The sequence below is a fragment of the Caulobacter sp. GW821-FHT10F06 genome (assembly GCF_058809215.1).
On sequence record NZ_JBXASK010000004.1, the window covers coordinates 205,501 to 226,150 of the forward strand.

Below are 20,650 nucleotides of genomic sequence, written 5' to 3' on the forward strand. Positions count from 1 at the left end.
GGCGTTTACGGTGAGCGCCAATATCAACCAAAATCCAACAAGACTTGTCATCCCGGCCGCAGCGAAGCGGAGAGCCGGGACCCAGGGGCCAAGGCAGTGCGGCTGCCCCTGGGTCCCGGACAAGCGCTTCGCGCTTTCCGGGATGACAAGATTTGGATGAGGGAACTACCGCCCCGTATCCATGAAATCCCGCGCCTTGAAGCCTTCCGGCGCGGCGACCTCGACCACCGGCTCGGGGCGGTCGTCGAACTCCAGGCGCAGGGCCCGAGCCATCACCGCGTGCATCTCATAGAGACAGGTGATGTAGGTCAGCTCCAGGATCTGCTCGTCGTCCAAGAAGGTCTTCAACGCGGCGAACACGCCGTCGGCGACGCGGCCGCCGTCCAGCACCAGGCCGTCGGCATAGGCCAGCACGGCGCGCTCCCGGGCGTCGAACAGGTCGCTAACCTGCCAGTCCGGCACGGCGGCGATCTTGTCGTCCGACACGCCCAGGCCGCGCAGCGACTTGCAGTGCTGGGAGAACACGAACTGACTGCCGCGCGTCCAGCCGGCGCGCGTCTGGGCCAGCTCGCGCAGCACGGGATCCAGCTTGCGGGCCGGGTCGCGATAGAGGCCAAAGCCGCGCGCGGCGTGGATCAGCACGTCGGGGCTGTTGGCGAACACCGTCCACCAGTCGCCGCGCGTGCCGGTGGCGGTGCCGGGCTGGGCCACCGGATCGCGGTCGCCGAACAGCTGGTCGTAGAGCGCCAGCACCTTGGGATCGCTCACCTCGGCGCGGGGGACCTCGCGCAGGCGCGGCACGCGCTCAGGCCTCCGCCGGGACGCGGCCCGGTTCGTGCCTGACGTCCTCGGCGGTGAACGGTCGCGTGAAAGCCGCGAGCTCCATCATGATGCCGTTGGGATCGGTGAAATAGACCGAGCGGACGAAGACCCCGTCGTGGGGCTGGGCGGCCACGCCCATCTCGCTGTCGTCGTGATTGACCACCATCGGGAAGGTCTTGACCCCGGCGTCGACCAGGCGTTGCCGCCAGGTCTCCAGCTCGTCCTCGGGGACGGAAAAGGCGATGTGGTTCATCGAGCCCACGGCGGTGCGGCTGTCGGCGGGGAACGCCTTGACCGAGGCGATCCCCGGCGCGGCCGGCGGTCCGTCGGCCCACCAGAAGAAGGCCAGGCTGGAACCGCCGCCGCAGTCGAAGAAGAAGTGCTGGCCGCCGTCGGGCAGCTGCACGGTCTTGATCAGCGGCATGCCCAGGACTTCGGTGTAGAACTTCGTGGTCTGCGCCATGTCGCGGCAGACCAGGGCCAGGTGATTGACGCCGGCGATGCTCATCCCGGTTCTCCTCCCGCACGCCGGTCCCATGGCCGGCGCGTCATGGCCTGGAGGTTAGATCAGGATGGAGCCCGTGGGCAGCGTGCCGTTGGGACAGCCGTGCTCGCAAGGCCGCGATCCTCGCCCTTCGACAAGCTCAGGGTGAGGACGAGTTCAAAGCCTTGGCAGTCGAGAACCTCATCCTGAGCCTGTCGAAGGACGAGGTTCTCGCCTCACGCCCGCTCCGACTTCCCATCGCCGATCATCACCTGGCCGATCCAGCTGACCACGCCGACGACGATCGCGCCGAAGATCCCGGCGACCAGGCCCCTGACCACCAGGCCGTCGAGGAACCAGGCCACCAGCCACAGCATCGCGCCGTTCACCACCAGCAGGAACAGCCCCAGGGTGATGATGGTGATCGGGAAGGTCAGGATCACCACGATCGGCTTGACCACCGCGTTGACGACGCCCAGCAGCAGGCCCGCGATGATCAGGGTGGTCCAGCCGTCGGCCGAGATTCCCGGCACGAAGCGGGAGGCCAGATAGAGGCCCAGCGCGGCGAACAGCACACGGAAGATGAAACGGACCATCGCGACTCTGCCTCAGTCTTTAAGCCTGGCCGGAGGATCGCCGCGAAGGCGCGGGCGTTCAAGCCAGGACCGCACGAACGTTCAATACCCGAGCGCAAACGTCGGACATTACAAATGCGTTATCGGACTTAACTTGGCCGCATCGCGTTCCTATCTGACCCTGCGTGAGGGGATGATGGCGCGCGGCCCGCGTGCGGATCCATAGAACTCAAGGGGATTAGTAGCATGGCTGTGAATTCACTTTCCGTGATGTCGCCCGATGGCGGCCTGTCGCGCTACCTGACCGAAATCCGCAAGTTCCCGATGCTGCCCAAGGACGAGGAGTTCATGCTCGCCCAACGCTGGAAAGAGCATCAGGACAGCGACGCGGCCCACAAGATGGTCACCTCGCACCTTCGCCTCGTGGCCAAGATCGCCATGGGCTATCGCGGCTACGGCCTGCCGATCGGCGAAGTGATCTCGGAAGGCAATGTCGGCCTGATGCAGGCCGTCAAGAAGTTCGAGCCCGACAAGGGCTTCCGCCTGGCCACCTACGCCATGTGGTGGATCCGAGCCTCGATCCAGGAATACATCCTGCGCTCGTGGTCGCTGGTGAAGATGGGCACGACGGCCGCGCAGAAGAAGCTGTTCTTCAACCTGCGCAAGGCCAAGAGCCAGATCGAGGCCTTCCAGGACGGCGACCTGCGTCCCGAGCAGGTCAGCGCCATCGCCACCAAGCTGGGCGTGCTGGACAGCGAGGTCATCTCGATGAACCGCCGCCTGTCGGGCCCCGACGCCTCGCTGAACGCCCCGCTGCGTTCGGACAGCGAGAGCGAGTGGCAGGACTGGCTGGCCGACGACGAGCAGGTCAGCCAAGAGACCGTGGTCGCCGAGAACGAAGAGAAGTCCCTGCGGATGACTCTTCTGGAAGAGGCCATGGTCGAGCTGACCGACCGCGAGCGTCACATCCTGACCGAGCGCCGGCTGAAGGACGACCCGACCACCCTGGAAGAACTGGCCGCCCAGTACGGCGTCAGCCGTGAGCGCGTGCGCCAGATCGAGGTCCGGGCGTTCGAGAAGCTGCAGAAGACCATGCGCGAGGCGGCCATCGCCAAGAACATGGTCGAGGCGTAACGACGATCTAGATGCTCCCCCTTTGGGGGAGCTGTCGCGGAGCGACTGAGGAGGTCCTCAACAGCTTAGACCGGAGAGGACCCCCTCCGGCCCTCTGGGCCACCTCTCCCAAAGGGGGAGGATCTATTATAGGGTCGCCATGACCGCCCTCCCCCAACTCCTCCTCCTGCCCGGCCTGCTCAACGACGCCGAGCTGTGGCGCGATCAGATCAGCGGCCTTTCCGACGTCGCGCGCTGCCACGTCCCCGACCTGACCCAAGGCGAAACGATCCGGGGCCTCGCGGAGACGGTGCTGGCCGATGCCGAGCCGACCTTCGCCCTGGCCGGGTTCTCGATGGGCGGCTACGTAGCCCAGGAGATCGCCCGCATCGCGCCCGAGCGCATCGAGCGCCTGGCCCTGCTGGACACCTCGATCCGCCTGGACACCCCCGAGCGCGCCGCCCAGCGCAAGGCGCTCAACAACGCCGCGCGCAAGGGCGGGACATTCCTGGGCATCGGCCAGGCGATCCTGAAGAGCTATGTCGATCCCTCGCACCTGGACGACGTCGAACTCACCACCCGCATCGTCGAGATGACCCAGCGCCTGGGCCGTGAGGTGTTCCTGCGCCAGAACAGCCTGGAGCGCGAGGACGGCGAGGCGGCGCTGAAGGCCCTGCGCGTTCCGCTGACCATCGTCTGCGGCGAGACCGACCAGATCACCCCCGCCGCCGGCCACCGCGAGATGGCCAAGGCCATCGGCTGCACCCACCTGCTGGTGATCCCCAAGACGGGCCACATGACGCCGATGGAGGCCCCGGGACCGGTGAACGGGGCGCTGCGGCACTGGCTGGCGCGATAGGCGATAAACAGATCCTCCCCCTTTGGGGGAGGTGGCCCGGAGGGCCGGAGGGGGTCTTCTCCGGCATACACCGTTGAGGACCCCCTCAGTCGCTCCGCGACAGCTCCCCCAAAGGGGGAGCCTCTCCAGCCTTTAGAAGTTGAAGCGGATGCCCGCGACGTAGCGGCGGCCGAACTTCTCGTACTCGATGGGATAGCGCGACTGGTCGCCATAGCGGCGCGCGCCCTGATTGCTCAGGTTGGAGGCGTCGAAGAAGCCTTCCATGCGCGGGTTGAACTGGTAGCGGGCCGAGAAATCGATCTCCTCGTCGCCGTCCCAGTAGATGTCGCCGTTGTCGACCGGATAGACGCCGCCATTGATGACCCGGTACGTGCCGATCGATTGGCCCCAGGGCGTGCGGTACTGGTAGGCCAGACGCAGGCTCCACTTGTACTTCTCGTACAGCGCCTGGATGTTGTAGACGCCGTCCGACGTGCCCAGCAGGCTGATGGTCCGGGCCGGGACGCCATTGACCGCCGGCAGGTTCACTTCCGACTTGGTCCAGGTGGCCGAGGCGCGCACGCCGAAGCCCTGCATCCATTCCGGCAGGTTCAGGTCCTCGGCCAGCTGCTTGGCGGTGCCCGAATAGAACACCTCCAGGCCTTCCAGGTGGCCGTCGCCGCCGTTGTCGATACGGCTGACCGTGTAGCTGCTGCGATCGATGCCGTTGCTGTTGAGGGTGTCCTTGCCGAACACGCCCGAGGTCTGGACCAGCACGTCCTTGATGTCCTTGTAGAACACGCCGGCCGAGAAGAAGCCCTCGGGGGTCATGTACCACTCGACATAGGTGTCCAGACCGATCTGCTTCTCGGGCTTGGCGTCCGGATTGCCGCCCGAGATCGTCTGGGCCGCGTCGTTGAAGGTGTAGTTGGGGCGCAGGTCGTCGAAGTCGGGACGCGAGGCCGAGGTGGTGACGCCCACCCGCAGCTTGACATTCTCGCGCAGGTTCCAGTTCAGGTGGATGCTGGGATAGACCAGGGTGTCGTCGCTGGAGGTCTTGACCAGGCGGTTGCCGGCCGGGGTCGAACCCGCCGCCGGGAAGGCGACATAGGCCTCGCCGCTGTTCTCGATCTTCTCGACGCGGGCGCCGTAGACCACATTGCCCCAATCGAAGGTGGTGGTGGCCATGGCGTAGCCGGCGGTGATCTTCTCGCTGACCTTCCAGTAGTTGGCCAGGCCGTCGCTATAGACCGCGCGTCCCGCCGCGATCTCGTTCTTCATGAAGTGGTTCGTGAAGCCCTTGTCGGTGTAGCGGAACGTGTAGTTCAGGTTCTGCGAGCCGAGATAGCCGATGGTGTCGGCGAACAGGTTCCAGGCCGGCGCCTCGGCGGCGGCGAAGGTGCGGGTCCAGCCGAACTCGCGCGACTTCTTGGTGCGGTCGGTATAGAGGCCGCCGAACTCGAACTTGGTGGCGTGGCCGAACAGTTCGCCCTCGCGGTCGAGGTCGAACTTGCCGGTCCAGGCGCCGGTGATGTCGCCGCCGTCCAGGAAGGCCATGGTCTGCATCGGGAAGGCGAACGCCTCGATGTCGGTGACCTGGGCGCCCTTGGTGCGCGCCGTGCTGGTTCCGCCGGTCGTGTAGAGCTTGACCGTGTTCACATCGCCGTTGGTGAAGTCGTACTCGATGGTCGGGCGCAGCAGGAAGCTGGACGGGCTCTGGAAGGCGCCCGAGGCGGTGTTGTTACGGCCGTCATTGGTGAAGGTGTAGTTCAGCCGCCAGGACAGGTCCCACCCCGACAGGCTGTGCTCGCCGCCGGCGGTGTTGGTGGTCATGAACTCCTTGGCGTCGCGATAGTCGATGCGGGCGTTGATCCGCGCGCCGTAGACCGTGCCCTTGGTCGGGCTGTTGGCGTTGATGTAGGCGGCGCTGGTGTAGCTGTTGCCGGCCGCGTCCGTCCCCTGGTCCAGGCGGAAGATGAAATTGTCGCGCAGCTCGTCGTCATGGTACAGCGTGTTGATCGTGCTGAAGAAAACGCTGTTGTTGTCGTCGAACTTGTAGTCGATGCGCGTCGAGGCCGAGATGTTCTCCCGCACCAGGCGGTAGTGCTTGTTTTCGTGTTCGCGGGCGAAGTGCTTGGTGGGATCGACGGTGTTGGACAGGTAGGGATCGGTCTCCCAGTTGTCGGTCGCCATGCCGCGCGAATAGTACGAGGCCTGGGCCACGACGCCCAGCTTGCCGTCCGCGAAGATGTTCGAATAGACGAGGTTGGTGTCCAGCTCGGTGCCGTCGCCCAGCTCGACCACGCCCATGCCGAACTTGCCGGTGATCTTGCGGCCCTTGTAGTCGAAGGCGCGGCGGGTGCGGATGTCGACATTGCCGGCGACCGTGTCGCCCGGCATCGACGGCACGACGGCCTTCTGCACGGTGATCATGCTGGCGATGGCCGAGGGGATGTTGTCGAAGCGCGACGAACGACCCTCGGGGCTGACCACGCTCAGGCCGTCGAACGACAGGGTGGTCCAGTAGACCGGCGCGCCGCGCAGGTTGACGTAGCGGGCCTGGCCCTGGTCGCGCTCGATGCCGACGCCGGGCAGACGGCCCACGGCGAAGGCGATGTTCTGGTCAGGCAGGTTGCCGACGGCGTCGGCCGACAGGACGCTGACCAGCGAGTTCGAATTGCGCTGCACCTGCAGGGCGGCCGCTTCGCTTTCCGCCATCGGGCGGCGCGCGGTGATCAGGAGTTCGCTGACCTCGGCGCTATCGGCGCTGTCGGCGGCGGCCGGAGCGACGGCGGCGGTCGCGGCGACTTCGGCGTGCGCCAGCGACGCCAGGCAGAGCGCGGACGCCGCGCCCATCAGAAGAACTCGAATTTGCAATGGAACCCCCTTCGAAAGCGGGGGCAGGGTTAGTTAGCCTCGGTGACACATTTCCGCATTTTGGATTTTAGAATTGTGACACGCGCGCAAAGAACAGCCGCGTGCGGCATGATGGTCACACCCACGTTAGACTGAAGCTGGTCCTGCGAGATCGCCAATCGGCGCAAATTGAGGCGGTTTTACGCCGCGCCGCGACCGCCGTCGTCATCGGCGGCCATGAAGCCCATCAGGGTGTCGATGCGCGCCAGCAGGGCGGCGCGGGCCATGGGCCCGTCGACGCCGGTCTTCATGCAGCTCTCGAGCGCCTCGGCGGCGGCGGTCAGGCGCGGCTCCTTGACCGCGTCGCCCACCTTGCGCAGCTCCAGGGCCTGGGCGGCCAGGGCGCGGCGGGCCTGGGCGGGGTCGGTGTCCAGCGCGCCGGCGGCCGACTTGATGATCCGCAGAGCCTGGGAAAGCCGGGCGGCGACGGTGCCGGCGGCGTCGGCCTTACGCTTGCGCGGGCCCTTGTATTCGGCCGAGTTGAAGCGGCGGCGGTCGGGACCGACATACTGCACCGCCTCGATCCAGTCGCGCGGCTTCAGGGTCACGGCTTCCAGGCGGCGCTCCAGATCCTTGATCGTGAACGGCTTGCGCATGAACTCGTGGATGCCGGCGTCGCGGGCCCCGAAGATGGTCTCGGCGGTGGCCTCGGCCGTGCACATGATGATCGGCGCCTCGCGGCACACCAGGTCGCTGCGGCGGATCTTCCTGGCCAGCAGCAGGCCGTCCAGGCCGGCGCTGGCGTGCTCGACGAAGATCAGCTGCGGATCGACCGTGCGGGCCATCGCATAGCCCTTCTCGATCGTCGGCGCGGCGTAGATCTGCACCCCGCCCAGCTGGCGCATCTGGTCGCCCAGCAACCGCCCGGTCGCCGGATTGGGGTCGACGACCAGCACCCGCTGAACCTTCGCGGAGACTCGCTGGATTGTGCGGATATTGCCGTCGAACACGAGACCTAAGGGCTCCCAGGAGAAGACTCGGGTCCGAACCTAAGGCCCGATCGTAAAAATCAGCTTGATGAACGCCGCGCTTAACCGCGTCAGTTTGTCAGAGAGACGCTCAGGCCGCCCTCGAAATCCTGGAAGATGTCGATGGCCTCGTCGACATCGGCCGTCGGCGTGCGCCCCGGCGGGAAGCGGTAGCGCCAGAAGCTGGCGATGTGGGAGATCACCCCGACCTTTTCCCCCAGCGACAGGAACATGTCCGGCGCGCGCAGCAGGAACTCGCGGAAGGCCTGGGGCCGGCCGTTGTCGATCAGGTCCTCGAAGGCGTCGTCATAGATCTTGATCGACCGCAGCACCGCGTTGCGCTCGACCAGCACCGCGCCCTGCAGGCGGCGGCGGGCTTCGTCGATATAGCGGCCAGTCTCGGTGTCGCGGGCCCCGGTGATGACCAGCTGGCCGATCTCGCCGCCCACGGCCGACAGCTGCGGCCACAGGTGGGTCAGCATCCACTTGTAATAGAGGAAGCCCTTCCAGCTGAAGACGCCCTCCTTGAAGCTCTCGCCCTCCATCACCAGCGTCTCGCGCAGCGGCGTCAGACGCTCGTCGACGTCGGTGGACAGCAGGGCCTCGACCAGGCGGGCCACATGGGCGCCCGAGAAGCGGCCGGAGTCGCGATAGGCCAGCTCGATCAGGCGTGAGATCTCGGAGCTGACGAAGCCCTGCATCAGCTGCAGGTCGCCCTGCGACAGCGCGAAATAGCACGGCGCGATGTTCATGCCGTGGCGGCGCAGGTGCTCGCGCAGCAGGAACGGATCCAGCGACGGCAGCATGTCGATCATGCGCAGGGTCGCCAGATCCCGGGTCATGTCGGAGTGGTCGTTGCAGGCCTCGCGCAGCAGCTCGACCCAGCCGCGCTGACCCACGAAGAACGACTGGCCGCCCAGGCCAAGGTCGCCGCGGTCGAACGGGATGATGATCTTGGTGGCGGTGGGCCGCGCCTCGTCGAACAGAAAGACGTCGTCGTTGCGCAGGCGGTGCTTCACCACCAGGGCGGTGTTGAGGATCTTGTTCCGGAACAGCGGATGCTGGGCGTATTCGGGGCGGTGCTGGCTGTCGGCGGCGATGGCCAGCAGGTTGAGCACGCGGCTGGTCGAGGCCGTGCGCTCAAGGGCGCGCAGACTACGCGTGACACGGTCGGTCGAGCGGACCGGTCTCAGCTTGCGACGCGCTAACAAGATCCGCGATCCCCCAATCAGATAAGGGGTTGTAGCGATCGCAAGCTAAACAATCGCTAATCGGACGCGGATCAGGCGGACAGCCGCGAAGGTTGCGCCGCGCCCTCGGCCAGGCGCGCCACGGCGGTCAGAAGCTGGGCCGGGCGGATCGGCTTGGGATGGGCGTCGTCGAAGCCCTGGGCCAACAGCCGCTCGGCGTCGCCGGCCATGGCGTCGGCCGTCAGGGCCAGGATCGGGATGTCGGGACGCCCCGCCTCGCCGGCGCGGATGCGGCGCACCGCCTCGATGCCATCCATGTCGGGCATGTGGACGTCCATCAGCACCACGTCGAAGCTTTCAACCGCCAACAAGGCCAGCGCCTCGCGGCCGCCGTCGGCGGTGATCACGAACAGGCCGGCCGCCTCGAGGATGGCCCGGGCGACCGTGCGGTTGACGGCGTTGTCGTCGACCACCAGCACCCGCGAGCCGTCGACATAGAAGGCCGGCGGCAGCGGCGCGGGCGCGGGCGGCGCGGCGGTCTTGGGCAGGGCCAGGGCGACGCTGAAGGTCGCGCCCGCGCCCGGAAGGCTGGTCACGGCGATCTGACCGTCCATCAGTTCGGCCAGCTGACGGCAGATGGTCAGGCCAAGGCCCGTGCCGCCGAAGCGGCGCGCCGTCGACCGGTCGCCCTGGGTGAAGGGCGTGAACAGGCCGTCGATCTGGGTCTGCGTCAGGCCGGGGCCGGTGTCGGCCACCGACAGCACCAGCTCGCCCTCCGCCCCCGGCCCGACCGCGATCTCCACGCGCCCGACCTCGGTGAACTTCAGGGCGTTGGACAGCAGGTTCAGCAGGATCTGACGCACCCGCAAGGCGTCGCCCGACACCCAGGCCGGCGTCTCGGGCGCGACCGTCAGCAGCAGCTCCAGTCCCTTGCGGCGGGCGGTTTCGCTCCAGGCCGCCTGGATCTGGCCGGCCAGCTGGCGCACGTCGAACGGCGCGTTCTCCAGTTCCAGCTTGCCGGCCTCGATCTTGGACAGGTCGAGAATGTCGTTGAGGATGGTCATCAGGCCGTCGCCCGACTGGATGATCATCTCCAGATAATCGGCCTGACGCTTGTCCAGCTTGGTCGAGCCCAGGGCGTGGGCCAGGCCCAGCACCCCGTTCATCGGCGTGCGCAGCTCATGGCTCATCATCGCCACGAAGGCCGACTTGGCGCGGCTGGCCTCCTGGGCCTCGGCCTGGGCCCGCTCCAGGGCCCGGGTCGCGCCGCGCATCAGGCGCACGGCGTCCAGCAGGTAGGCGACCAGGCCCGCCAGGACGATCAGCGCCACCAGCTTGTCCCAGCCGTTGAAATGCTTGCCCAGCATCGGCGCGGCGATCAGGGCGATCAGCGGCGCCGGCACGATGGCCAGGGTCGCCGTCCAGCTGATCGTCGCGTACTTCAGGCCCTCGACCAGCAGGCCGAACAGGATGACCAGGGCCGCGAACTTCATGGCGGGCGAGCCCTGCACGGCGCTCAGCGCCGCCATGACCGACCAGACCGTGGCGAAGACGGCGGGCGGCCCCAGTCGGGCCCACGCCATACTCCGGCCGCCCTCGATCGACCTGAGGCCGCGCTCCAGGACCACCAGGCAGCTTTCCAGAACCAGGTTGACCGCGCCCCAGACCAGGGCGGCGACCAGACCGAAATGGAAGAACAGCAGCCCGCCGGCCAGGGTCGTGACGAACAGCCGGGCGGGCCGGCCGCGACGACTCATGGCGAGTGTCGCGCCGCCCAGTCCGTCGTCCAGAGAGTTCCGGAAAGCCAAGCGCTCGGTCCCGCCATGTGAAGCTGCGGGACGCTAAGGCTAACAAGGTTCACCAACCGTTTAACCCTGTGTCGTTTTGACGCGATCAGGGTTGGCGGATCGACGTTTGGGCCGATCAGCCCTGGAACGGATCGCGCATCAGGATGGTGTCGTCGCGCTCGGGGCTGGTCGACAGCAGGGCGACGGGCGCGCCGATCAGTTCCTCGACCCGGCGCACATACTTGATGGCGTTGGCGTTGAGGTCCTTGAACGAGCGAGCGCCGGCGGTGCTCTCGCTCCAGCCTTCCATCTCCTCGTAGATCGGCACGGCGGCGGCCTGGTCGCGCATGCCGGCCGGCAGATAGTCGACCTCGCGATCGCCGATCCTGTAGCCGACGCAGATCTTCAGGGTCTTGAGGCCGTCCAGCACGTCCAGCTTGGTCAGGGCGATGCCGTCGATGCCGTTGATGGCCACCGACTGGCGCACCAGCACCGCGTCGAACCAGCCGCAGCGACGCGGCCGGCCGGTGTTGACGCCGACCTCGCGACCGACGGTCGACAGGTGCTTGCCGACCTCATCGTCCAGCTCGCAGGCGAACGGACCTTCGCCGACGCGGGTGGTGTAGGCCTTGACGATGCCCAGCACGTAGCCCGGGCCCTTGGGACCCATGCCCGAACCGGCGGCGGCCTGGCCGGCGACGGTGTTGGACGAGGTGACGAACGGATAGGTGCCGTGGTCGACGTCCAGCAGAGCGCCTTGCGCGCCTTCGAACAGGATGCGCTTGCCGGCCTTGTAGGCCTGGTCCAGCAGGCGCCAGGCCGGCTGGGCGTAGGCCAGGATCTTCGGCGCGATCTCCATCAGCTGGTCGAACAGGGCCTCGCCGTCAGCCTCCGGCAGGCCCAGGCCGCGACGCAGGGCGCCGTGGTGGCTGAGCAGGCGCTCGATCTTGGGCTTCAGGGCCTCGGGATCGGCCAGATCGGCGACGCGGATGGCGCGGCGGCCGACCTTGTCCTCATAGGCCGGTCCGATGCCGCGGCCGGTGGTGCCGATCTTCTGGCTCGACTGCGCCTCGCGGCCCTGGTCCAGGTCCTTGTGCAGCGGCAGGATCAGGGTGGCGTTGTCGGCCAGCACCAGCAGGTCCGGCGTGATCGCGACGCCCTGCTCGGCGATCTTGCCGATCTCGCTCAGCAGGTGCCAGGGATCGACCACCACGCCGTTGCCGATCACTGACAGCTTGCCCTGCACCACGCCCGAGGGCAGCAGGGCCAGCTTGTAGACCTTGCCGTCCACCACCAGCGTGTGGCCGGCGTTGTGGCCGCCCTGGAAACGAACGACGACATCGGCTCGGTTGGAGAGCCAGTCGACGATCTTGCCCTTGCCTTCATCGCCCCACTGGGCGCCGACGACGGTCACATTGGCCATGGTAGAGATATGCCTTGTCACCTGCCCGGTGACGTCCAGCGGCCCTTCGACAGGACTCGGCCGCAGACGTTTATTCAATTTTGGGCGGCGACACGGGGCCGGTCAAACCGATCCCCCGCGAAGTCAGAAGGCGTAGACCAGCCGAACCCCTACGTCGTCAAGCCCCTGGTTCTTGCCCTGGTGGAAGATCTGGCCGTTCGACAGGTGGGTGTAGGACAGCTCGGTCGACCAGCTGTCGTTGAACCTGTAGCCCAGGGCCAGCTCCGGTTCGAACAGCACCTTCGAGCCGAAATCGATGCGGGTGTAATAGAGGTTGGTGCGGCGGTCGCGCTCGGCCTGGGTCAGGCCCGGCGCGTTGGCGGGCGGCAGGCCGGCCTTGCCGTCGGTATAGGCCAGGCCGAAGCCCGGACGCAGATAGAAGCCGCCCGGCGCGCCCAGCTCGATCGGCCAGTCGAAGCCCGTGGCCACGAAGTTGGACGTGTTCTCGCTGTTGATCGACACGAAGGCGTGGACCTGCGGCTTGCCCAGCCAGGTCAGGTTCTCCAGGCGATCGGTGCGGTAGCCCAGGTGGATGTCGACGCCATCCTCGCGACCGGCGGCGCCCAGGCCCACGGCGTTGCCCAGGAAGGTCACGTCATGCTTGTAGGCGCCGACGAACACTTCGCCCGCCATCGACGGCGCGGCGAAACCCAGCACGGCGGCGACGGCCGTGGCGGCGAACATTGCGGTCTTCATCTGGATATCCCTGAACAGCCCTACCCCGGGGTTATGGCTTGAACGGCGAAGCTCGCAAAGGGTTTCGAAGGGGAAAGAAAACGCCCCCTCCGTCACGTCGCCTATCGGCGCCGCGCCACCTCCCCCGCACGCTTCGCTACGGGGGGAGGAGAATTCAGCTGCTCTTCTCCTGCCCCGTGTAACGGGGGAGGTGGCGCGATGCGAATACGCATCGTGACGGAGGGGGCGTCCGGCGGTCTTCAAATCACGCCCATAAGCCCATACACCTTCACCATGACCGTCTCCCTCGCCGACATTCAAGCCGCCGCCGGACGCCTGAAGGGCCTGGCCGTCGAGACTCCGTTGATCGAGAGCCCCGCGCTGAACGATCGCCTGGGCGGGCGGGTGTTGCTGAAGCCCGAGACGCTGCAGCGGGCCGGGGCCTTCAAGTTCCGCGGCGCCTACAACCGGCTGAGCCAGCTGTCGGCCGACGAGAAGGCGCGCGGCGTCGTGGCCTTCTCGTCGGGCAACCACGCCCAGGGCGTGGCCCTGGCGGCCCAGCTGATCGGCTGCCCGGCCCTGATCGTCATGCCGTCCGACTCGCCAGCCGTGAAGGTGGCCGGCACCAAGGGCTTCGGGGCCGAGATCCGCTTCTACGACCGCTTCACCGAGGACCGAATCGCCATCGCCGACGAGATCGCCGCCCAGCGTGGCTGCGTGGTGGTGCCCTCCTACGACGACCCGCATATCATCGCCGGTCAGGGCACGCTGGGGCTGGAGATCGTCGCCCAGGCCCAGGCCCTGGGCGTCACGCTGGACCGGGTGCTCAGTCCGGTCGGCGGCGGCGGCCTGATCGCCGGGACCTCGACGGCGGTGAAGGGCCTGTCGCCCTCGACCGAGGTCTGGGGCGCCGAGCCCGCCGGCTTCGACGAGACCCGCCGCTCGATGATCTCGGGCCAGCGCGAGACCATCGACAAGGACGCCCGCTCGATCTGCGACGCCCTGCTGACCCCGATCCCGGGCGAACTGACCTGGCCGATCAACAGCCAGACGCTCAGCGGCGTCGTCGCCGTCACCGACGCCGAGGTGGCCGAGGCGATGCGCTACGCCTTCGGGGTCCTGAAGCTGGTGGTCGAGCCCGGCGGCTGCGTGGCCCTGGCGGCGGCGCTGACCGGCAAGATCGATGTTGCGGGAAAGACCTCGGCGATTGTCCTCTCGGGGGGCAATGTCGATCCGGCGCTGTTCGCGCGGGTGCTGGCGGGCGAGATTTAGACCATGCAGACCTACCTCTTTCGTGGCCCCGGCCGGGTGTTCGGCGTCACCAGCGACGCCAGCGGCGCCAACCTGCCCGACCGCTACGCGCCGTGGACGGCGTTCAAGAGCGTCGAGATGATCCGGGGCCAAGCGATGCCCGGTGTGAACGTCGACGAGTGCCTGGACGATATCACGGTGTACGGCTTTCACATCACCGACGCGCACGTGCGGATCACGGAAGAGGCGGCGGGGTAGGTGAATTGAGCGGAACCATCGTGACGCCCCCTCCGTCACGCTGCGTATCCGCAGCGCGCCACCTCCCCCGTTTTACGGGTGAGGAGATGCAAGCTTCTCCTCCCATGCGAAGCGGGGGAGGTGGCGCGGCGCCGATAGGCGACGTGACGGAGGGGGCGTCCACGGGATCAGGATGGAACACGTGAACCTGCCGCCGAACACCGCCCTCCCCCAGACGCCGCTGCTGGTCGTCGACCGCGCGGCCCTCGAACGCAACATCACCCGCATGCAGGCGCTCTGCGACGCCGCCGGGGTTCGCCTGCGGGCTCACGGCAAGACCCACAAATGCTCCACCCTGGGCCGGCTGATCGTCGAGCATGGTGCGGTCGGCCTGTGCGCCCAGACCGTGGGCGAGGCCGAGGCCTTCGTGGCCGGCGGGATCAAGGACGTCCTGGTCACCGCCCCGCCGCCCGCCTGGGCCGGTCCGCGCCTCGCCGCCCTGGCCAAGACCGGCGCCACGATCGGCGTCACCGCCGACGATGAGGGTCAGATCGACAGGTTGTCGGACGCCGCCGTCGCGGCGGGCACGCGGCTGGACCTTGTGGTCGACCTCGACCTCGGCACCCATCGCACCGGAAGTTATCCACAGGGCGCCCTGGCGCTGGCTCGCGCCGCCGACGCCTCGCCCGGTCTGCGCTTCGCCGGGATCCAGGCCTATCTGGGGCATCTCCAGCATATGGACGACGAGCCTGGCAGGAGGGCCGCCGACGAAGCCGCCTTCGCCACGCTGAAGGCCTTGGTCGCCGAGCTGACCGCCGCCGGCCTGCCCCCGCCCGTGGTCACCGGCGGCGGCACCGGCACCCATGCGTTCGACCTGGCCTCGGGCGTGTTCACCGAGCTGCAGGCCGGCTCCTACGCGGTGATGGATGTCGAGTACGATGACTGCGGTCCGCCCGGCGGCGGCGACTGGCCGTTCGAGCCGGCGCTGTTCGTCGCCGCCAGCGTCGTTTCGGCCCGCCACAAGAGCCACGTCGTGGTCGACGCCGGCTTCAAGGCCATGTCGATGGACGGCCCGCCGGCGCGGGTGATCTCCGGCGCGGCGCCAGGCTCGCTGTGGCGACCCATGGGCGACGAGCACGGCATGATCGCCCATCCGTCGATGATCGACGTGCTGAAGGCCGGCGGCCGCGACCCGCTGGGCTTCGACAAGGCCGTGACGGCTGCCGACGCCGATCCGGCACGGGCCTTTCCGGCCGACGCCCCCAAGGTCGGCGAGATCGTCTGGCTGCAGCCGGGCCACTGCGATCCGACCATCAATCTCTATGACGCCCTGCATGTCTGGGACGGGGAGACGCTGGAGCGATGGGCGGTGGATGGGCGACGGATTTCCACCTGAGCACCGGACGCCCCCTCCGTCACGTCGCCTATCGGCGCCGCGCCACCTCCCCCGTTTCACGGGGCAGGAGAAGAGCGCTCTCTCCTGCCCCGTAGCGAAGCGTGCGGGGGAGGTGGCGCGCTGCGAATACGCAGCGTGACGGAGGGGGCGTCGCGGACGAAAGATCGCCCTAGCCACGGCCATGGACCCCGCATACGGTCCGCGCCCAACGACCAGAACTGCCCCAAAAGAGTGGAAACGATGAAACGCCTGCTGCTCGCCACCGCCCTCTTCACAGCGCCCATGCTCGCGCACGCCGCCGACGCGCCCAAGATCGACCCCGGCAAGCTGTCGGCCCACATCAAGGTGCTGGCCTCCGACGCGTTCGAAGGCCGTGGCCCCGCCACCGAGGGCGAGAAGAAGGCCGTCGCCTATATCGTCGACCAGATGAAGGCCATCGGCCTGGCTCCCGCCGGCGACCTGCAAAAGGACGGGACCCGCGCCTGGACCCAGGACGTGCCGCTGGGCAAGTTCGAGATCACCGGCCCGGTCGCCGCCCACGTGATGGTCGGCAATGACCATGTCGCCCTGGCCCAGGGCGAACAGGTCGCCATCCGCGCCGCCATGACCAATGTCGACAGCGTCTCGATCAAGGACGCCCCGCTGGTCTTCGTCGGCTATGGCGTCAAGGCGCCCGAGCGGAACTGGGACGACTTCAAGGGCGTGGACCTGAAGGGCAAGATCGCCGTCGTTCTGATCAACGACCCGGATTTCGAGACCGGAAGCGGCGACTTCGGCGGCAAGGCCATGACCTATTACGGCCGCTGGACCTACAAGTTCGAGGAGGCCGCGCGCCAGGGCGCGATCGGCATGCTGATCGTCCACGAGACGGCCCCGGCCTCGTACGGCTGGGCGACGGTCAAGAACTCCAACACCAACGTGATGTTCGACATCGTCCGCAAGGAGCCGACCAAGAGCCACCCGTCGCTGGAAGGCTGGATCCAGCGCGACGTCGCGGTCGACCTCTTCAAGACGTCGGGCCTGGATTTCGACGCCCTGAAGAAGCAGGCCCAGACCCGCGACTTCAAGCCTGTCGTCCTGACCGGCGCCAAGTTCTCGGCCGACTACAAGGTCAAGCACGAGGTGATCGTCTCCAAGAACATCGCCGGCGTGGTCAAGGGCTCGACCCACCCGGACGAATATGTCGTCTACAGCGGCCACTGGGACCATCTGGGCGTGGGCCTGCCGGACGCCAAGGGCGACAAGATCTATAACGGCGCGGTCGACAACGCCGACGGCATCGCCGCCCTCCTGGAACTGGGCCGCGCCTTCAAGGCCGCCCCGCAGCCGCAGCGCTCGGTGCTGTTCCTGGCCGTCACCGCTGAGGAAAAGGGCCTGCTGGGCTCGGAGTACTACGCCGCCAACCCGCTCTATCCGCTGAGCAAGACGGTCGGCGACCTCAATATCGACGCCCTGTCGGCCGCCGGTCCGGCCAAGGACATCACCACCTCGGGCGACGGCAAGGTCGACCTGCAGGACATGCTGGTGGCCAAGGCCAAGGCCCACGGCCGCTACTTCACGCCCGACCCCGTGCCGCAGGCCGGCCACTTCTACCGCTCGGACCACTTCCCGTTCGCCAAGCGCGGCGTGCCGGCGATCTCGGTCGGCTCGGGCAACGACCTCTACAAGGGCGGCAAGGAAGCCGGCGAGAAGGCCGAACAGGACTACGTCACCAACCGCTACCACCAGCCCGCCGACGAATGGTCGGCCGACTGGGACCTGAGCGGCCAGGCCATGGATCTGGAGCTGTTCTACGAAGTCGGCGCCGACCTCGCCAATTCCCGCGTCTGGCCGGAATGGCAGGCGGGTTCGGAGTTCAAGGACCTCCGCGACAAGTCCAAGGCCGATCGGAAGTAATCTAACTTTTCTTGTCATCCCGGAAGCCTCGCAGAGGCTATCCGGGACCCAGGGGCAACCGCATTGCGGCGGCTCCTGGGTCCCGGCTCTCCGCTTCGCTACGGCCGGGATGACAGGCTATTTGCTCGTAAAGTTCCCCGCATGACAGCCTCCGTCTTCGACCTCTTCAAACTCGGCGTCGGTCCGTCGAGCAGCCACACCATGGGCCCGATGACGGCGGCGGTGCTGTTCGTCGGGCGGCTGCGCGAGGCCGGCAGGCTGGCGATCACCGCGCGGGTCGAGACGCGGCTCTACGCCTCCCTGGCGCTGACCGGGAAGGGCCACGCCACCGACCGGGCGGTGATCCTGGGGCTGATGGGTTTCGTGCCCGCCGACCTCGACCCCGACGCCGGCGAGGCGGCCCTGCTGGAGACGAAGGCCACGCAGTCGCTGTCGCTCGGCGGCGACCACGCCATCGCCTTCGACGAGGCGCGGGACATCGTCTGGCTGGGCCACGAGCGCCTGCCCCAGCACCCCAACGGCCTGACCTTCGTGGCCTTCGACGCCGCCGGCGCCGTGCTGGCCCAGCGCACCTATTTCTCGGTCGGCGGCGGCTTCGTGCGCGACGAGAGCGAGATGGGCCGCAACGCCCCGCCCGAGGAAGGACCGCTGCTGCCGCACCCGTTCGAGAGCGGCGCGGACCTGTTGCAACGCGCCGCCGACGCGGGCCTGTCGATCGCCGGGGTGATGGGCGCCAACGAGCTGGCGCGGATGTCGCTGGACGACATGAACGCGGGCCTGGACCGCATCTTCAACGCCATGGAAGCCTGCATCGACCGGGGCATGCGCGTGGACGGGATCCTGCCCGGCGGGCTGTCGGTGAAGCGCCGCGCCCGCCAGATCCACCAGACCATCCAGGGCCGCATGGAGCGCCAGATCAGCGACCCGCTGGCGGCAATGGACTTCGTCAACCTGTGGGCCATGGCGGTCAACGAGGAGAACGCCGCCGGCGGCCGGGTGGTCACCGCCCCGACCAATGGCGCGGCGGGGCTGGTGCCGGCCGTGCTGCGGTTCTTCGTGCGCTTCCACAATGGCACGCCGGAACAGATCCGCGTCTTCCTGCTGACCGCCGCCGCCATCGGCGCGCTCTACAAGCGCAACGCCTCGATCAGCGGCGCCGAGGTCGGCTGCCAGGGCGAGGTGGGCGTGGCCTGCTCGATGGCCGCCGCCGGCCTGTGCGCGGCTCTGGGGGGCACGAACGCCCAGATAGAGAACGCCGCCGAGATCGGCATGGAGCACAACCTCGGCCTCACCTGCGATCCGATCGGCGGCCTGGTGCAGATCCCCTGCATCGAACGCAACGCCATGGGCGCCATCAAGGCCATCGACGCCGCAAGGTTGGCGCTGCTGGGGGATGGGCAGCACAGCGTATCGCTGGACAAGGTGATCGCCACGATGAAGCGCACCGGCGAGGACATGAACGAGATCTACAAGGAGACCTCGATGGGGGGTCTGGCGGTGGGGCTGTCGGTCAACCGGGTGGAGTGCTGAGCGGCAAGCGCCGTTGAGGACCCCCTCCGGCCCTCCGGGCCACCTCCCCCGAAGGGGGAGGATCTATGCCGCGTTAGATGCTCCCCCGTTGGGGGAGCTGTCGCAGAGCGACTGAGGGGGTCCTCCACTGAACCGGCCGACGCCCCAAGCGTTTCCACCAACCCCAACCCATCCGGAACCTCCCTCATGCGCCTCGCCCTGACCGCCGCCGCCCTGCTGACCCTGTCGGCCGTTCCCGCCCTGGCCTCCAGCGACGCCGCCTGGAAGGACCTGCGCGACCGCTCCGACCGCGCCTGCATCAAGGCCGCCAGCGAGCTGCGCAACACCCGCGTCACCGCCTATGGCGACACGTTCCAGTCGGTGACCGTCTCGACCGTGGAAGGCACGTACCGGCCCAAGCACATGAAGGGCGCGCGCGGCAAGGCGATCTGCGTGTTTGACAAGCGCACCAGCCAGGTCGAGGTCCAGGAACTCCAGCCCCGCCGCTAGGCTCTTGCCGACAACCGCCGCGCTCCTCTAGGGTGCGCGGCGGAACAGGAAGGGAACGAACATGTCCAAAGGCGTGATCCGAGCCGGCATCGGCGGCTGGACGTTCGAGCCCTGGCGCGGCGTGTTCTATCCCGACACGCTCAAGCAGAAAGACGAGCTGAAATACGCCTCGTCCAACGTCACCAGCATCGAGATCAACGGCACCTACTATTCCACCTTCAAGCCCAACAGCTGGCAGAAGTGGCGCGACGAGACGCCCGACGACTTCGTGTTCTCGGTCAAGGCCAGCCGCTACTGCACCAACCGCCGGGTGCTGTCGGAAAACAACGACTCGATGGAGAAATTCCTGGCTCAGGGCCTGGAAGAGCTCGGCGACAAGCTGGGCCCCATCAACTGGCAGTTCATGGCCACCAAGAAGTTCGATCCGGTCGACTTCGAGGGCTTCCTGAAGCTGCTGCCCAAGGAGATCGGCGGGTGCCCGGCGCGCCACGCGCTGGAGGTGCGCAGCCCCACCTTCGCCACCCAGGAATTCTACGATCTGGCCGCCAAGTACGGCGCGGCCATCGTCTACGCCGTCGACGACGAGGAGCCGACCTGGCCCTGCATCGACGCGCCGACCGCCGACTTCACCTATGCCCGCCTGATGTCGAGCAAGCCCGACGAGCCCACCGGCATGACCTCGGACGAACTGGACGGCATCGCCGACCAGACCAAGGCCTGGGCCAAGCGCGGCGACGTCTTCGCCTATTTCATCGCCGGGGCGAAAGTGCGCAATCCGGCGGCGGCGATGGCGCTGATCGAAAAGCTGAAGTAGGGGCGGGCGCCGGACGCCCCCTCCGTCACGATGCGTATTCGCATCGCGCCACCTCCCCCGTTCCACGGGTGAGGAGAAGACGCGACCTCCTCCCCTGTGAAACGGGGGAGGTGGCATGGCGCGAATACGCGACATGACGGAGGGGGCGTCACGGCCGACCGCCAAAACATGGTTAGCCAAACCTTAACCCGGCGCGCGCTAATCTGC

General features: G+C 67.7%; 18 protein-coding genes and 2 pseudogenes. 10 read left to right on the forward strand and 10 right to left on the reverse strand.

Going from position 1 to position 20,650, the window contains the following annotated elements; all coding sequences use genetic code 11:
- Nucleotides 1-45: 45 nt before the first annotated feature.
- Nucleotides 46-156: pseudogene (locus tag AC1RUS_RS10355) on the forward strand (hypothetical protein); the annotation flags it as partial.
- 9 nt (nt 157-165) lie between these two features.
- Here AC1RUS_RS10355 and AC1RUS_RS10360 read toward each other — a convergent pair.
- The 3 genes from AC1RUS_RS10360 to AC1RUS_RS10370 form a co-directional block, all read right to left on the reverse strand.
- Nucleotides 166-801 carry a carboxymuconolactone decarboxylase family protein gene (locus AC1RUS_RS10360; protein WP_492915698.1) on the reverse strand — a complete coding sequence of 212 codons (636 nt, stop codon included), beginning with the start codon at nt 799-801 and terminating at the stop codon, nt 166-168.
- 4 nt (nt 802-805) lie between these two features.
- A complete protein-coding gene (locus AC1RUS_RS10365; RefSeq protein ID WP_492915700.1) occupies nt 806-1,330 on the reverse strand; it encodes a VOC family protein in 525 nt (174 codons plus the stop codon).
- 212 nt (nt 1,331-1,542) lie between these two features.
- Entirely contained in the window at nt 1,543-1,902 is a 360-nt protein-coding gene (locus tag AC1RUS_RS10370) for a phage holin family protein (RefSeq protein WP_492915702.1), read from the reverse strand.
- Between the two features lie 216 nt (nt 1,903-2,118).
- Between AC1RUS_RS10370 and rpoH the strand changes: the two genes are divergently transcribed.
- Nucleotides 2,119-3,015 (forward strand): RNA polymerase sigma factor RpoH, encoded by an 897-nt coding sequence (gene rpoH / locus AC1RUS_RS10375; RefSeq protein WP_492916288.1) that lies wholly within the window; start codon nt 2,119-2,121, stop codon nt 3,013-3,015.
- 139 nt (nt 3,016-3,154) lie between these two features.
- Nucleotides 3,155-3,853 carry an alpha/beta fold hydrolase gene (locus AC1RUS_RS10380; protein WP_492915705.1) on the forward strand — a complete coding sequence of 233 codons (699 nt, stop codon included), beginning with the start codon at nt 3,155-3,157 and terminating at the stop codon, nt 3,851-3,853.
- Between the two features lie 132 nt (nt 3,854-3,985).
- On the opposite strand, the gene AC1RUS_RS10385 is transcribed toward AC1RUS_RS10380, so the two are convergent.
- The 6 genes from AC1RUS_RS10385 to AC1RUS_RS10410 form a co-directional block, all read right to left on the reverse strand.
- On the reverse strand, nt 3,986-6,688 hold the full coding sequence (locus AC1RUS_RS10385) for a TonB-dependent receptor (RefSeq protein ID WP_492915708.1): 2,703 nt from the start codon (nt 6,686-6,688) through the stop codon (nt 3,986-3,988).
- Between the two features lie 200 nt (nt 6,689-6,888).
- Nucleotides 6,889-7,698, reverse strand: coding sequence for a response regulator transcription factor (locus tag AC1RUS_RS10390; protein ID WP_492915710.1), 810 nt, complete (start codon nt 7,696-7,698; stop codon nt 6,889-6,891).
- Between the two features lie 89 nt (nt 7,699-7,787).
- Nucleotides 7,788-8,927 carry a hypothetical protein gene (locus tag AC1RUS_RS10395; protein WP_492915711.1) on the reverse strand — a complete coding sequence of 380 codons (1,140 nt, stop codon included), beginning with the start codon at nt 8,925-8,927 and terminating at the stop codon, nt 7,788-7,790.
- A gap of 71 nt (nt 8,928-8,998) precedes the next feature.
- Nucleotides 8,999-10,663 carry an ATP-binding protein gene (locus tag AC1RUS_RS10400; protein ID WP_492915713.1) on the reverse strand — a complete coding sequence of 555 codons (1,665 nt, stop codon included), beginning with the start codon at nt 10,661-10,663 and terminating at the stop codon, nt 8,999-9,001.
- A 166-nt stretch (nt 10,664-10,829) separates the two neighbouring features.
- Nucleotides 10,830-12,116: an adenylosuccinate synthase gene (locus AC1RUS_RS10405; protein ID WP_492915715.1), complete on the reverse strand. Its 1,287-nt coding sequence runs from the start codon at nt 12,114-12,116 to the stop codon at nt 10,830-10,832.
- Between the two features lie 123 nt (nt 12,117-12,239).
- Nucleotides 12,240-12,851 carry an acyloxyacyl hydrolase gene (locus AC1RUS_RS10410; protein WP_492915717.1) on the reverse strand — a complete coding sequence of 204 codons (612 nt, stop codon included), beginning with the start codon at nt 12,849-12,851 and terminating at the stop codon, nt 12,240-12,242.
- 273 nt (nt 12,852-13,124) lie between these two features.
- On the opposite strand from AC1RUS_RS10410, the gene AC1RUS_RS10415 reads away from it, so the two are divergent.
- The 4 genes from AC1RUS_RS10415 to AC1RUS_RS10430 all read left to right on the forward strand — a co-directional run bounded on the left by AC1RUS_RS10415 (nt 13,125) and on the right by AC1RUS_RS10430 (nt 17,610).
- Nucleotides 13,125-14,102, forward strand: a complete 978-nt coding sequence (locus AC1RUS_RS10415) for a threonine ammonia-lyase (RefSeq protein WP_492915719.1) — start codon at nt 13,125-13,127, stop codon at nt 14,100-14,102.
- Between the two features lie 3 nt (nt 14,103-14,105).
- Entirely contained in the window at nt 14,106-14,339 is a 234-nt protein-coding gene (locus AC1RUS_RS10420; protein WP_492915722.1) for a hypothetical protein, read from the forward strand.
- Between the two features lie 172 nt (nt 14,340-14,511).
- On the forward strand, nt 14,512-15,714 hold the full coding sequence (locus AC1RUS_RS10425) for a DSD1 family PLP-dependent enzyme (RefSeq protein WP_492915723.1): 1,203 nt from the start codon (nt 14,512-14,514) through the stop codon (nt 15,712-15,714).
- A 240-nt stretch (nt 15,715-15,954) separates the two neighbouring features.
- On the forward strand, nt 15,955-17,610 hold the full coding sequence (locus tag AC1RUS_RS10430; RefSeq protein WP_492915725.1) for a M28 family metallopeptidase: 1,656 nt from the start codon (nt 15,955-15,957) through the stop codon (nt 17,608-17,610).
- Nucleotides 17,611-17,650: 40 nt separating this feature from the next.
- Here AC1RUS_RS10430 and AC1RUS_RS10435 read toward each other — a convergent pair.
- Nucleotides 17,651-17,758: pseudogene (locus AC1RUS_RS10435) on the reverse strand (hypothetical protein); the annotation flags it as partial.
- Between AC1RUS_RS10435 and AC1RUS_RS10440 the strand changes: the two are divergent.
- The 3 genes from AC1RUS_RS10440 (at nt 17,752) to AC1RUS_RS10450 (ending at nt 20,443) form a co-directional block, all read left to right on the forward strand.
- Complete coding sequence (locus AC1RUS_RS10440) at nt 17,752-19,140, forward strand: L-serine ammonia-lyase (RefSeq protein ID WP_492915726.1); 1,389 nt, start codon at nt 17,752-17,754, stop codon at nt 19,138-19,140. The pseudogene AC1RUS_RS10435 and the gene AC1RUS_RS10440 sit on opposite strands and share 7 nt — an antisense overlap.
- Before the next feature lie 186 nt (nt 19,141-19,326).
- The gene (locus tag AC1RUS_RS10445; RefSeq protein WP_492915727.1) at nt 19,327-19,629 is read left to right on the forward strand and encodes a hypothetical protein; all 303 of its coding nucleotides are present in this window, start codon (nt 19,327-19,329) and stop codon (nt 19,627-19,629) included.
- A 61-nt stretch (nt 19,630-19,690) separates the two neighbouring features.
- Nucleotides 19,691-20,443 carry a DUF72 domain-containing protein gene (locus AC1RUS_RS10450; protein WP_492915728.1) on the forward strand — a complete coding sequence of 251 codons (753 nt, stop codon included), beginning with the start codon at nt 19,691-19,693 and terminating at the stop codon, nt 20,441-20,443.
- Nucleotides 20,444-20,650: the final 207 nt, after the last annotated feature.